The organism is Runella sp. (assembly GCF_965279615.1).
Classification (GTDB): domain Bacteria; phylum Bacteroidota; class Bacteroidia; order Cytophagales; family Spirosomataceae; genus Runella.
Genome location: NZ_OZ257252.1, coordinates 441,923 through 455,752, shown reverse-complemented (window position 1 = coordinate 455,752; position 13,830 = coordinate 441,923). Strand labels below are relative to the sequence as shown.

At 44.0% G+C, this 13,830-nt stretch carries 10 protein-coding genes; 2 read left to right on the top strand and 8 right to left on the bottom strand.

What is annotated here, in order from left to right; all coding sequences use genetic code 11:
- Positions 1–8 precede the first annotated feature (8 nt).
- Positions 9–1,307, top strand: a complete 1,299-nt coding sequence (locus tag ACQY73_RS01970; protein WP_428660715.1) for a hypothetical protein — start codon at positions 9–11, stop codon at positions 1,305–1,307.
- A gap of 133 nt (positions 1,308–1,440) precedes the next feature.
- The gene (locus tag ACQY73_RS01965) at positions 1,441–1,989 is read left to right on the top strand and encodes a DUF4136 domain-containing protein (protein ID WP_428660712.1); all 549 of its coding nucleotides are present in this window, start codon (positions 1,441–1,443) and stop codon (positions 1,987–1,989) included.
- Positions 1,990–2,059: 70 nt separating this feature from the next.
- Here the strand turns inward: ACQY73_RS01965 and ACQY73_RS01960 are convergent, their stop codons facing one another.
- The 8 genes from ACQY73_RS01960 to ACQY73_RS01925 form a co-directional block, all read right to left on the bottom strand.
- Complete coding sequence (locus ACQY73_RS01960; RefSeq protein ID WP_428660710.1) at positions 2,060–4,483, bottom strand: TonB-dependent receptor domain-containing protein; 2,424 nt, start codon at positions 4,481–4,483, stop codon at positions 2,060–2,062.
- Positions 4,461–5,810, bottom strand: a complete 1,350-nt coding sequence (locus ACQY73_RS01955; RefSeq protein WP_428660707.1) for an HTTM domain-containing protein — start codon at positions 5,808–5,810, stop codon at positions 4,461–4,463. Before ACQY73_RS01955 ends, ACQY73_RS01960 begins: the two co-directional genes overlap by 23 nt.
- 16 nt (positions 5,811–5,826) lie before the next feature.
- Positions 5,827–6,975 (bottom strand): imelysin family protein, encoded by a 1,149-nt coding sequence (locus tag ACQY73_RS01950; protein WP_428660704.1) that lies wholly within the window; start codon positions 6,973–6,975, stop codon positions 5,827–5,829.
- 97 nt (positions 6,976–7,072) lie between these two features.
- Positions 7,073–8,227: a DUF4856 domain-containing protein gene (locus ACQY73_RS01945; protein ID WP_428660701.1), complete on the bottom strand. Its 1,155-nt coding sequence runs from the start codon at positions 8,225–8,227 to the stop codon at positions 7,073–7,075.
- A 271-nt stretch (positions 8,228–8,498) separates the two neighbouring features.
- Positions 8,499–11,888 carry a transcription-repair coupling factor gene (gene mfd / locus ACQY73_RS01940; RefSeq protein WP_428660699.1) on the bottom strand — a complete coding sequence of 1,130 codons (3,390 nt, stop codon included), beginning with the start codon at positions 11,886–11,888 and terminating at the stop codon, positions 8,499–8,501.
- 131 nt (positions 11,889–12,019) lie between these two features.
- A complete protein-coding gene (locus ACQY73_RS01935; protein WP_428660696.1) occupies positions 12,020–12,748 on the bottom strand; it encodes a hypothetical protein in 729 nt (242 codons plus the stop codon).
- Positions 12,749–12,859: 111 nt separating this feature from the next.
- A complete protein-coding gene (locus ACQY73_RS01930; RefSeq protein WP_428660693.1) occupies positions 12,860–13,321 on the bottom strand; it encodes a hypothetical protein in 462 nt (153 codons plus the stop codon).
- A gap of 20 nt (positions 13,322–13,341) precedes the next feature.
- Positions 13,342–13,827 (bottom strand): YdeI/OmpD-associated family protein, encoded by a 486-nt coding sequence (locus ACQY73_RS01925; RefSeq protein WP_428660691.1) that lies wholly within the window; start codon positions 13,825–13,827, stop codon positions 13,342–13,344.
- Positions 13,828–13,830: the final 3 nt, after the last annotated feature.

Sequence of the window (13,830 nt, the reverse complement as noted above, 5' to 3'; positions counted from 1 at the left end):
TATTGGCTATGCAAAAAATTACCTCTCTAATCATCTGTTTACTATTTACTATTCAACTGATCGCTCAAAATAATGGGGAAAGAACAGTTATTATTAAATTTAAAAAACATATCGATCCTAACCAAAATGCAGAGATCGGGCAGATAAAAAATGATTTTAGGATCGAATTGATTCCGCTTTTTGAAGAAAGTGATCTGAGGGCTTTAGCAGCCAGAGTTCCTTTATGCAGGGATGCAGTAGATAGCCTGAACAGATTCTACCAAATAAAGGGATGCGTGTTTGATTCCCGGCTTCTGGCAACCCTTACTGCCAAATTCAAAAACTATGTTTCCCGAATGGATAGTTATGCTGTTGGAACCGTTACCGACGGTTCTATAACGTGCAATAAAAATAACAGCACCGGTAATATTACCAATACTTATATTACTGATATGGATTTGACCGGTTTGGATACCGGAGATTCAGCCGGTTTTTCTTTAATTGAATCTTCAACCTATCCCGTAAATCCATATATAAATTCAAAACGAACTGCTATGGGCAGTTCCATTTATATCCCTTTAAATGTTAGTCGTACCCGCCCTACTTTTAACCATTCTGATAAAACGTTGGGTGTTTTCTGGGCTGCACAATCAAACCCTTATTGCTGTACGGGCTGTAGCAACGGTATAGCTCCTAAAGGTAAACTCAGAACTTTTTTCTGCACTAACGATATAGATTGCAATCCCTCTTCCTCTGACTCGAATTTTTCCATTTCACGTGCCTTACTGCGTACCTTACTCCTATCCCAAGCAGGTGATATTCTTTTATTTGAGTTTGATGACAGTAATAATATCATTGAATCACAGCCTCAAATTCAGGAATTAATTCAAATAGCTACCGGGTGTCTGGGAATAATTGTTATTGAACCCGCAGGAAATGGCGATAGGCCTATAAATATAGCTACAGATTCAGGGGCGATTGTGGTAGGAGCTGCCTATAAAGATGGAACAAATAATTACTTTATTTTCCCGGGCACCAATTATGGTAATCGAGTGGATGTTTATAGTCTTACTAACTTCAAAAGTATTGTCACAAAACAAGGTGTTTGTCAACGTTACTCCTGCACGTCAGGGGCAGCCGCCGTTATTGCCGCGATGGCAGTAAGTTTTCAAAGTCAATATTTCAAAAGAAAACAAAAATATTTAACTCCTTTTCAAATGAGGGATTTGTTCAGGAATAACACCGGCGGATCGTACAAAGTAGCATCTACCGGTAAGTATGTCGCCGTAGGTACGTTATTAGTAAATGCGGTCAATGGCATGCGTTAAAATGGTCATTGCGGCAAAGTTAAGAAGACCCCAAAACCTCCTTTTTGTTCCTTTTCTTCCACAATCCTACTCAAAAACGTCACCGGCATACTATTGGTACCTATTTCAGCATAGATTAAAACAATAGTAAGCCATGAAAACAATAGCATTTGTAACCGCACTGGCCATCGCTTTTGCGAGTTGCACTACCGTAAAAGTCAACCGTTCGAGTGCCAATTTGGCTAAATATAAGTCGTACGCGTTTATGGAGCCGGACGTGAAAGCCGGACGAAATCCATTGTATTACAACGATATTGCCACTCAAAATGTAGAAGCCGTTGTTGATAATACATTGTTGGAAAAGGGATTGCAGAAAAACGAAGACAATCCTGATCTGTTGGTAGGATATCACTTTTTTGTACAGCAAAAAACCAGAACTGTTACCGATCCTGCGCCATTTTATGGCCCTTATATGGGTTGGGGGCGTTGGGGGTGGCGCGGGTGGTCTCCCGGCTATTGGGGATGGGGGCGTACAAGAACCGAAACCTATCAGGACGGAACATTGGTAGTTGACATGGTCGATGCCCGTTCGAAAAAATTGGTATGGCGAGGCTCTATCGAAAACGCCATCACAAGTCCTGCCAACATTACTGAGCGGCTTCCGAAAGAAGTAAATAAAATTCTGGAGAAATATCCGGGATAAGCTGAAAAGCAATTACAATAAAAGCCCCTTTCCTATACTTAACGTTGTGGAATCGGGGCTTTTCCTATTTTTAAAACTTCGCCTGCAATGTCAGGTAGAAACTTCGTCCGTCGGAAGGCAGGATTCCCGGGCCCGGATACCCCGTAGCTCGCCGAGTGAAATAGGCTTTGTTGGCTAAGTTATTGACAGTGCTCTCAATACGAAATTTACGAAAGGCATACGAAAGACTGACATCCATGATAGAATACGCCGGAATAAGCCCCACTACCGCCGAAACACCGCCGTCGCGCGCATTGGTTGCTTCCGTAAACTGATCCGAAAGATAGGTAAATTGGTAGGAGGCTTTCAGCTTTTTATAGCCTAAACGCAGCCCACTTTTAACGTTTAGCTTGGGAACAAATTCCACTTGTTTTCCCACTACAGCCGTTATCTCGCTGGCTTTGTAGGTCGAATGAATAACGGCGACATTGGCAAACACTACCCCGCTGAGGTTGGTATTTTGAGGATGAAGTAAGTGCAGCAGATCGCCTTCCGCATATGATTCCAGCCCAAAAATAACCGCCTGGCCAATGTTTCCACGGCGCCGTAAAACACGCTGGCTTTCATCATAAAACTGTACTTCTCCGATGCGATTGTTGTAATTCAAATAAAAACCGCTTATGTCAAAGTTATACAGCGTCGTTTGCGCGCTTCGCACTCCCAAGTCAACCGAGTACCCTTTTTCATCCTGCAAATTAGGGTCGATCACCGAAGAAGGGTTCGTGATGCGCATGTCACTGAAGGTAATGGAACGGTAATTTTGAGATATATTGGCGTATACATCCAACTGATTTACAGGCTTGTAGCTTACTCCTACCCCGCCCAGCACAAACTGCCGCCCGTTGGTACGGGTTTCGTTGGTGCGTGTAGAAGTGATGATATTTCCCGCCAGATCTCGTTGAATGGTACCGTAGAATCCTTTCGCTGTGGTATAAATGTATTCATAACGAAGCCCCGGCGTGATGGAAAGTTTATCGTTCAAATAAAAGATATTCTCTATAAATACCGAGACGTTGCGATTGGGAAAACGATAATCGGACGCAATGGTTTGCGGGTCGTCCGAAAAGACGAAATCCGCCTCTTTCCCTTTGCTGCCTAACCCCTGAATACTGTGGTTGAAACCATGATAAAAACGACTTCCCACCAACAAAATACCCTGTTTTTTGCCTAAAAAATAACGTTTCAAAAACCGCGCTTCAGCGCCCCGGTTGGTAAAATCGCCCGTGATCAGGTCGCGCTCGCTGTTATCATCTACGCTCGCTACGCGGTTGGGACGAAAGCCCAACGAATAACGATACGCCGATAATCCGAAGAGTCGCAGATTGAACTCATTTTTAGCATTAAACTTATGGTCAAAATGTACCGCTGCCATGTTCCATTTCACCTTAAACCAGTTACGCTCACGATTGCTTTGGCGGGGATCGTCACGAAACATTTGATCGGTCAAACCGCCGGGCTGTTGCGCCAGGTAACTCATGTGCGTAATATCCACCCCAACCGTCGATTTGTCCGACAGTTTATAATCGACGTCAGAATACAACGTATAGTTGTTAAAATGAGAATTGGGTCGCCAGCCATTGCCCTGTTTGTACTGAAAAAAGGTATAATAACTTACTTTGCCGACTGTCCCGCTTGCGCTCGTGAAGGCATTGTAAAACCCAAAAGAACCAACAGTTTGACGCGCCGTTACTTCCAATTTACGGTCAGCCACGGGTTTTTTCATGACAAAATTAAGCAAGCCGCCAAACTGCGTCCCGTATTGAAGCGATGCCGCGCCGCGCACCACCTGAATGCGTCCAACCCCTTCAATAGGTGGCGTATAATAACTTTCCGGATACCCCAACGCATCGGCGCTGATGTCGTAGCCATTTTGACGCACGTTGAAATTTGAACTGCGATTGGGGTCTAAGCCCCGACCGCCGATGCTGAGTTGCAGTCCCGCGCCTTCGTTTTCCCAAATATTCAGTCCGGCTACCCGAGCATAGATCTGGCGGGCATTATTAGTGGAAAGATTAGCGACCAGTTGCTCCGGAATAATCACTTCCGACTTTTTCCCTTCATAGATACCCATGCTTTCCACGCTCCGCATCCGTGTAAAACCAAAATCGGTTTGCTTTTCGGTGACGATCACCTCATTCAATGTCTCATTGCGTCCTGCCAATAAAATCGTGATGAATTGGTTCTGATTTGCGATTGAAACGGTCACTTTTGCGGCTTTGAAATCCGTACAGTTCGTCTGTAATTCATAAGTTCCGGGTGCTAACGTATTGAACGAAAAAACGCCGTTTTCGTCGGTAATGGACGTCCGTTTTCCGTTGGTCAGATAAACGCTGCATCCGTTGATAGCCACACTGTCGTGCCGCGCCAACAACCTACCCGAAAGTTGGAATTGAGCAACGACCTTTGTTGAAATAAGTAAGCATATCACTATGCTATAGGCCCGTAATTGTATCATCAAATGAAGTGATCCAGGTTTTATGTTTAAAAGAATCCTGCTCTTTGGCCAAATCAGTGGTGGGAGGCACCAAGGGTTTCCCCAAACGGCCATTGAGCGCCACGTACGAATCTACGTATACCTGAGGCTCGTGAAATCCTCTTTTAGCGTACTCATCCCGCAATAGATGAGCATATTGTAACAGCATATCAGGCTGCGTAGACATCATTTTTTCCTGTAAAGGCGTCAAAAAGGCACTATTATTAACGATCGTCCGATTCCCCTGATCGTCTACTACCGTAAACTGCGCATAGCCCGCTTTTTCCATCAACATCACCCGCCACGAAAAACGGTACCCTTCTTCCGTCCAAAATAATTCGCCCGGATAAAGTAAATACCGAAACGGCAACAGGAGTTGAATGAGAAAGAAAATAATAAATCCGGTGAGCAGTGATTTATTCACAACCGGCTGATATACAAACGTTTTTGCAGGTTGTAGAAATCGGTTTGGCAACGACAACAAGCGTCCGAGTTTATAAATAATTTTCTCATGAAATTCGGCTGAGAAAAAAATCAACGCCGTCACCATCATAATGTAGGGGAACATGCCAATGGGAAATAAAATGGCCGTTAAACCGTGAAAAATAACGACCCCTGCGTAGGCAACCGGACGCGTTTTGCGTTGCCACAATAAAAAAGGAATGCTTAGGTCATACAGGCAGCCAAACCAACTGAATACCAGCGGAATCCATGAATAATTAAATAAAAATCCAATGAGAGGAAGGTCATTTTTAGCAGGTAGCCAAATCCGCAAAGGTTGGGCGTGCAACAGCCAATCACTGTTTAGTTTGGCCAATCCGGCAAAAAAGTACAACATCCCCACAAAAAGTTTCAGCGCATCCAAACACCAAAGCGGAATGGTACCGGCCAATAATGAAGGACGCCGATAAGCATCAATGGAAAAATACCTGTGAGCAGGAAGAAAAATCAGCAAAAGGCAAACAATGCTCGTGAAATAATAGTGATTGAGGTAGGTGCTTTTGTCAATCAGTTCGATGTATGTAAAACTAAAAAAAAGAAGGGTGCTTGTCACTCGATAAAACAGCCCGAACGCTACTGAAAGCGCCGAAAGTCCGCACACTGCAAACATCAGATAGGTATATTCGCCCAACGGCCGGATGAATTCAAAGCCATAAAAAGGAAAATAGAAACGCGGCTGAATGTAAAGCGTTTCTATCCATCCGTTGCTCCAAAAGCGTACAATTCCTCCAAATAGCATCAATCCAAATGCTATTCTGAATCCTGCCAAAGGGGCAGCGGAAGTTGTGCGCTTGAAATAATCCTTCATGAAAATAGAAGGTGACCTAATCGCCGTCGTTATCGGTATACGTAATAACAATGCTCATGGCCGACGTCATATCCACTTTCAGCATTCGAACGGCCTTTTGCATTTCTGTATATACCGCCACCATTGCGGCATTGTTGGTTTTTACTTCTTCATACAAGTTCGGCTTTAAAACACTGATCTTTTGGTTAGCCGCATCAAACTGTTTATTAATGATATCCGCCAATGACATACCCGTGCTGCTGTCTTTAGCGCCCAGGGCAGTCAGATAGGTTTTAAAACTTGGGCCTTCCTTTCCGGTAGTTACCCCTTTCCCATTGAAGAAATCAACAGCTGCCTGATGAGCCGCTTGAGCCAATTGCTTAGAAAGATCTTTTTTATAAAATCCTTCCACTTTCTCGGCAGCCGCTACACCGTTAAGCATGGCTCCTGAAGGAATTCCAAATTTACCGGAACGAATAAATCGCTCATAATAAAGAACATAGCCATTTACTAACTGCCCCATTGGTGACCCGATGTCCAGGCCTGTCTTGGTAGTAAATTCAGTACGATACGTATCTTTCCAATCACCTGTTACTTTGGTGATCAACGCATTCATGTGATCAGTAATGCGTTTGATGTAAGCCAAACGTTTCGGCCCTTCGGTAGGCGCGGTATAATACGCCACGATCTGAGCGTCCGTGGTGCCTACGCCGTTCAATAAATAGTCCAGCGCCGGAAAGCCCTGTTTATCAAACGAAGCCGTTACTTCCAAATTGATCGTTGGATCGGCAATGTATTCGTTGATGCCTGACACACTCACCGGATAAATGTTAAAATAGTTGCGCATCGCCACTTTATTGGCGGGGCCAACATCAAACAATTCTACTTTTTGCCACTCAACATACGCATCGGCCCACGCCTGACGAAATTCGGCCAGAGTTCCGGCGTCTGGTTTCGTAGAAAATGCCTGCGATTTGGCCAGCATTACGTCCAATTTCGTTTTGAAATTTGCATAAGCAGGCACGATAATATTGTCGGCCAAATTCGTCAGAAGGGCTTGACGGTCTTTTGTCACGGGGTCCGGTTCGGGGTCAGCGGTTGAATCATTGCCACCACACGCCCATGTCATCGCTCCGATGAGACACAAAATACCGAATTTTACTTTTACCTGATTGAATGTTATCATTATACTTGCTATCTTCTTTCTAACTGAGATCGGAGGGCCGTTAACAACGAATTGTTATCAACCCTCCTCACTTAAAACAGTCTAAATAAAAACAAAATTACAATTTAAATTTTGCTTTTATCGCGTCTGAAGCGGTGGTAATTTTAGTAGGGGTCAGATCCCAGAACCCGTTGGGTGAATCTAACACCAAGCCTTTCAGCAGGTTATCTGAAAAAGCGGCATCTCCACCGTTAACGGTAGCGAAACGCAATGAGTACACAAAACCAAGTCCTTCGCCCATCGCGTGAATCCGTACGGCATCAGTAGTACCGGAAGTATATTTACCTAAATAACCCAATGCCGCACCGGCGATGGCTTTCTCTATTTCTGCTTTGATAAAATCAGCCTGCTTTTTCAGTTCAACTTTATCGTTGTTCACAATGGCAGCACGTCCTTTCAGGAAAGCAGGATAGATCTGCGCATACGCTGCTTTGTTATATTCCCAAACATAAGACCCTAAGGCAAATTCAGTTGTTCCTCTGGTTGCATCGGTTGACCCTTTCAAATAAACAGGATTCAAGGTCAACAAACCGTAAGCTTCGTCCCAATTTTGCTCAAGCTGCGTATAATTTTTGCCCGCAACCACTTTTGAGTTATCAGCATCCAATCCTTTGGTCAACAATACATTGCCGATATAATCGTATTGCAATGCACCGATCAGTGATTTTTGAATAAGTTGGATAGGCTCCATCCCTTTTTCATCCACTAAATAAGTACCTACTTTACCTGCTTTTCCTTTGGCACCCGTGGCAGTAACCGATTTACTGGCTTCTGCTACCGTTGTAAAGTATGTTTCAATCTGAGTTCTTACTTTCTCAGCGTCGGCTGAAGCCAGGGAAGAAGCTGTCACGTTACGAAGTTGAACACCCGAAGTATTTAATTTTGTGCTGTCAGCAAATGCATTTCCCGTATTTCCGTACATGTTTTTCAATACCGTTGCGTCAATTTGCTTATTGCCGCTGATCGACGAACTGATGTATGTATTCATCGCCTGAAACATTTTATAACGGTTATTTCCGTTGGTCAGGTCTACGGTTGTTTTACCCGTCTCATCCACAAACAATGAGCTGTAAGAAGTGGCAGTACTAAGGGCTGTATAGTCAATGGTCTTGCGAAGTTGTGGAGTTGCCTCATCTTCGTTGTTACAGGCGGCAAGTCCGGCTACAAGGATCATAGCTGCCGGAAGGCGAAAACGCAGAGTGTTTGTTAACATCGTTTTTGGCTTTTTATTAAAAATCAATGCAAACATCTATATTATTTAGACTAAGTACAAATTAATTTAAGAAAATATGTTGCCATACTTAGCCATAATCTTTGATGAACAGCTCTAACCTGCTCTGTATTAATTTAATGATAAAGCTAAATTCCGGAGGAAAAAAGCAGCTCCGTAAAGGTCTCTAAAACAAAAATCCCCTGACAGTCCGGGCGGATGTCAGGGGATTCGTTTTGGTATTTTTTTTACTGAAGGAAAGCCTTTTTCAATTTTAGCCAATCGTCAATTCTTCCAAAACACCGCGCATTTCTGCAACGCTCTTTACATCGGAGCACGTAACTAAAAGCCTGTTTTTGAGGTCTTTTAGGGCAAAACGACGCGGATTTCGTTGAATATGAGCAATGATATGGCCGAATTTGTCGGATTGAAAAAAGGCGTCATTGCCCGTTGTAAGGAAGTACCCTTTGAAAGTATTATTTTTGAGGGTCAATTTTTCCATAAAAAGCGCTTCGGCCATCCACCTGATTCGTACCATCTCTACCAACCCTTTCACTTCCTCAGGGAGCGGGCCGAAGCGGTCTGTAACCTCATCACCAAACGCACTTAACTCAGCTTCACTACTGATGTTGTCCAGACGAGTATATAACGACAAACGTTCGGAAATATTTTTCACGTAATAATCAGGAATCAAAATGGCAAGGTCTGTTTCGATCTGACAATCGGTTCTGACCAGCTCTGCAATCTCTCCAAGATCAAACAGATCCTTAAATGTCGTTTGCTTTAATTCCTGCACCGCTTCATCCAAAATCTTGTGATACATCTCATAGCCAAGGTCATTGACAAAACCGCTTTGCTCAGCCCCCAACAGGTTTCCGGCCCCGCGAATGTCCAGATCACGCATGGCCACTTTGAAACCATCGCCCAATTCAGAAAACTCTTCCAACGTCTGCAAACGCTTACGTGCATCGGATGTCAAATGCGAAATTTGGGGAGTCAATAAATAACAGAAAGCTTTACGGTTGCTCCGCCCTACCCGACCACGCATTTGGTGCAGATCGGACATTCCAAAATAATGCGCAGAATTAATAATAATGGTGTTGGCGTTGGGAATATCAATACCCGATTCAATGATATTGGTACTCACCAGTACATCGTACTCGCCTTCAATGAACTTCATCATGGCTTTCTCCAGCTTATCGCCTTCCATTTGGCCGTGTGCCACACCAATGCGGGCTTCGGGCACCAATCTCATGATAATATTGCCGATGGTGTCAATATCATTCACACGGTTATGGACGAAAAATACTTGTCCTCCTCGATTCAGTTCGTAGCTGACAGCATCCCGAATAAACACTTCATTAAAGACGTGTACTTCGGTCGTAACCGGCTGACGGTTAGGCGGTGGCGTACCGATCACCGAAAGATCACGTGCGCCCATGAGGGAGAAGTGCAACGTACGCGGAATCGGCGTAGCGGTCAGGGTCAACACATCAATATTAACGCGCAGCTCTTTCAGACGGTCTTTGACCTTTACCCCAAATTTTTGTTCTTCATCAATCACCAACAGCCCCAGATCCTTGAATTTGATGTCTTTATTAACAATTCGGTGCGTGCCGATCAAAATATCGATCTTGCCCGCTTCCACATCTTTCAGAATTTCTTTGATTTGCTTATCCGATTTGAAACGGTTGATGTATTCAACCCTCGCCGGAAAATCGGCCAAGCGTTCGCTGAACGTTTTGTAGTGCTGCATGGCCAAAATCGTTGTTGGCACCAACACAGCCACTTGCTTGCTGTCCGTAACGGCCTTAAAAGCGGCCCGAATTGCCACTTCTGTTTTTCCAAATCCAACATCACCACACACCAAGCGGTCCATTGGGTGCGGCTTTTCCATGTCTTCCTTGACATCCGCCGTCGATTTGGCCTGATCGGGTGTATCTTCGTACAAAAACGACGATTCTAACTCTATTTGCAAATACGTATCACGGGAAAAGGCAAATCCATTGGCCGAACGACGTTTGGCGTATAAGGCGATCAGTTCCTGCGCAATGTCTTTGAGTTGGCGTTTTACTTTTGACTTTTTATTTTCCCACTCCTGCGAGCCCAACTTGCTCATGGTAATGGTGCCTCCTTCTTTGCCCGTGTACTTGGCGATTTTGTGCAAACTGTGAATACTCACAAACAGAATGTCATTGTCGCGGTAAATGAGGCGAATGGCTTCCTGCTCCTTACCTCCCACATCTACTTTTTCCAAACCCGCAAAGCGTCCGATCCCGTAGTCAACGTGCGTAACATAGTCGCCTGACTTTAATGACTTTAACTCTTTAAGGGTAAGCGCTTTCGACTTACTGAATTTCTCTTTAACGTGGTATTTGTGAAAACGGGCGAATATTTGGTGGTCGGTATAACAAACGATTTTCAACTGCTCGTCAATGAACCCTTCCCGCAAAGAAACATTCATGGGGCGAAACCGCACATAAGGGTCCAATTCTTCGAAAATTTTCTCCAGACGCTCCAGTTGTTTGGGCGATTCGGCCGCTATCACGTTGGTAAATCCCTGATGCTGTCGCTCCGACAGATCGTCGATCAACCGTTTATAATCTTTGTTGAAAGAAGGCTGAGGTTTGGAAGAATATATTACCCGCGATTCAGGACGTTGACCGGACGGTTTTGTTCCTTCATCGTCCCCTTTTGAAACGGTATCTTTAAAGTAGAATCGTTTCCCGAATTCTATCGTTTTAAACGTTTTGATCTGATTCAGAAAACCGCGTCTTGTTTCAAATATCTCGTTGGGATCCGCCACCAACTGAATATCACCACCTTTGATACTTGTAAGTGCCTGCTCTGCTTTTTCGAAACACTCTTCGATCACTTCCAGAGTCAGTTCCACATCCTTAAACCACAACAACGCATTGGTAGGCAGAAAGTTAAGAAATGACTCGCGCGTTTCGAGCGTGAGTTTATTCTGAATATCCGGGATAATATTAACTTGATTGGCGGTTTCCACTGAAAGCTGCGTTTCAGGATTAAAAGAACGAATGCTTTCCACTTCATCCCCAAATAGTTCGATCCGATAAGGATACTCACTGGCATATGAGAAAACGTCAATGATACCCCCGCGCACGGAAAACTGCCCGGCTTCATACACAAAATCCGTAATCTCAAAATCGTATCCTAACAAAAACTCCCGTAAGAACTGCGCATCCAAACGTTCTCCAACCTTGACCGAAAACGTATTGGACAGCAAGGAGCGTTTATTAATTACTTTTTCAAACAACGCTTCCGGATATGTCACAATCATTAAGTCTTGCGGCGCGGTTACGTTGAGTTTATTCAGAATCTCGGCCCGCATCAATACGTTGGCATTTTCAATTTCTTCGTAATGATAGGGTCGTTTATAGGAAGTCGGATAATATAACACCTCTCTGCCCAGCAGGTTTTGCAGGTCATTTTGAAAGTAAGAAGCTTCTTCGCGGTCATTGGCTACCAACAGACACAACCGAGGCAGATGTTGGTACACCACAGCAGGCAATACGGCATCCAGACTTCCCGCCAGTCCTTTCACCTGAATATGAGGCTGTTGACCCGATATCTGATTAATGATCAATTGGACGAGGCTGTCCTCCGAATATAATTTAAGAAAATCTTGAGTTGAAAGCATTTAAATAATCGTCAAAAGCTCATTCCATACAGGAACGGAAGCAAAGATGAGTAAACAACAAAAGGCCGACGAGGGAGTTTCTCTCATCGGCGCCTATATATAACAAATGTAGAACAAAAAAGATTTAAAAATCAGAAAGCAAATCGCAGCCCTCCGGTCACATTGAGAACACCTACGTGTTGTTCAATATCAACCAACTGATTTACAGCAGGGAATGCGGGTGTCGTGATCTGATTATTCACGTTTTTAAACGTCGTACTGATCAGCGTAGCGTCGGCATTGACCACCAGTGACAGGCCGCCAATGAGGCCTAAATTAAGGGTTGCGCCTGCTCCGTAAGCCCAATCGCGGGCGTTTTGCGTTTTGGTCTGTACCCGAATGGCATAATTTTGGTAGCTACCCGTTGTCACAAACGTAGGGCTGTTCACGCTGGCGTAGCCAAACAAAACCCTTCCCTCTAATCCTAATCTTCTCCCTCCCAATCGCAGAGATGGCCCGATCATGGCGCTTAACGCATTCCAATCTTCCGACGATTCTACCACTGGATTAACCACTCCGTAATTGCCCGAAGCGATCAATTTAATTCCTTCTTCTCTGGTTCGGTTTTGGTTATAGGACAAACGGGCTGCCAACCCTAATCGGCGGGTTGGGTAATAAGCTGCAATGATCTGCGCTCCAATTCCATCATCGGCCAGTTCGCCGCGCGTTTCCCCGAATACTTTTGTGGCTAACTGTCGAACGGAAAGGCTTTTGCCCCCCGCAATGTTGAGCGAAAAGCGGTCATAATCATCATCCTGTGCAGTGGCTGTAGTGGCTGCCAATCCTGACAAAATAAGTACAAGTCCCCAAAAACGAACCATAAGATCTTTAAAATTTTTGAATTGAAACGATACCCTTTCCTGATAATTGTGGCTACAGGTACTTGAAACAACTATTTTTCTTTTGACGCGTGCTAAGTAAATAGGTCATCTTTATTTTCCGCAAGTTGCCTTTTTTAGGATTAAGGTATTATTAAAATTTAACACATGAGGGTTTTTAAAGTTCACGTTTCCATTAATTCCTTCCACATCTCCTATTCCTTCAACCCAATCATCTCCTTTTTTCAGAAATGCCACTTGACGCAATGAGGTGATTCCCTCTGACTTAAACGTATAATTGGCCAACAGGGTATCGCCGCTTATTTCCCCTTCAATAGTCCCTTTGTTGCTGTCTTTTTCATACAGCTTGTACGTTAAATTTCCGCTAACCTTAGTGCCGAGCTGCAACAGGCTCATTTGAACGGTATCTTTGTCATTGGCATAAACATAACAGCTTGAAGTCATATCTTTCACTTCATTCGTGGAAATTTCCTTCGCTGAATCCCGGTTGCTTGGTGTATTGCATGCACCTAACATAAAGGTGATCAATACGAATGTTAAATGATTTGTTTTCATGGTTGTTACATGAAATACACTCAGGGATCTACGAGTTTTTTTCTATTTGTGAGCTTATCAATCATCAAGACAAGTCGCTTGGCTCGTGTTTCTTCTTTTTTGGCTGACTCGATCCAATAAATGTATTCCTTCCGGTTGGTGTATGATAATGTTTCGTAAAAACTTCGTGCCACAGGGTGCTTTTCAAATAATTCTGCCACGTCCGTCGGCAATTCCACTACTCTCGCTTCGGTATCCTGCACCAATTCAACGTCGACTGTATCACCAAAAGATTTTCCCAATTGTTGTCGGATTGCTTTTGTCATGCCCAACAAATGACAATCTGTATTCATTTTGGCCAAACTTCCTCGGTATTCGACCCTTCCATCCATTAATGCTTTTATTTTAACCTGCCCTTTTACACCGAAAACTTCCTGAACACTGTAAGGAAACGCCACAAACCCGGCATCCATATCACCGTATTTTTCAATGACAGCACTGAATTGTATTTTTTTAGTTGGACTCATTGT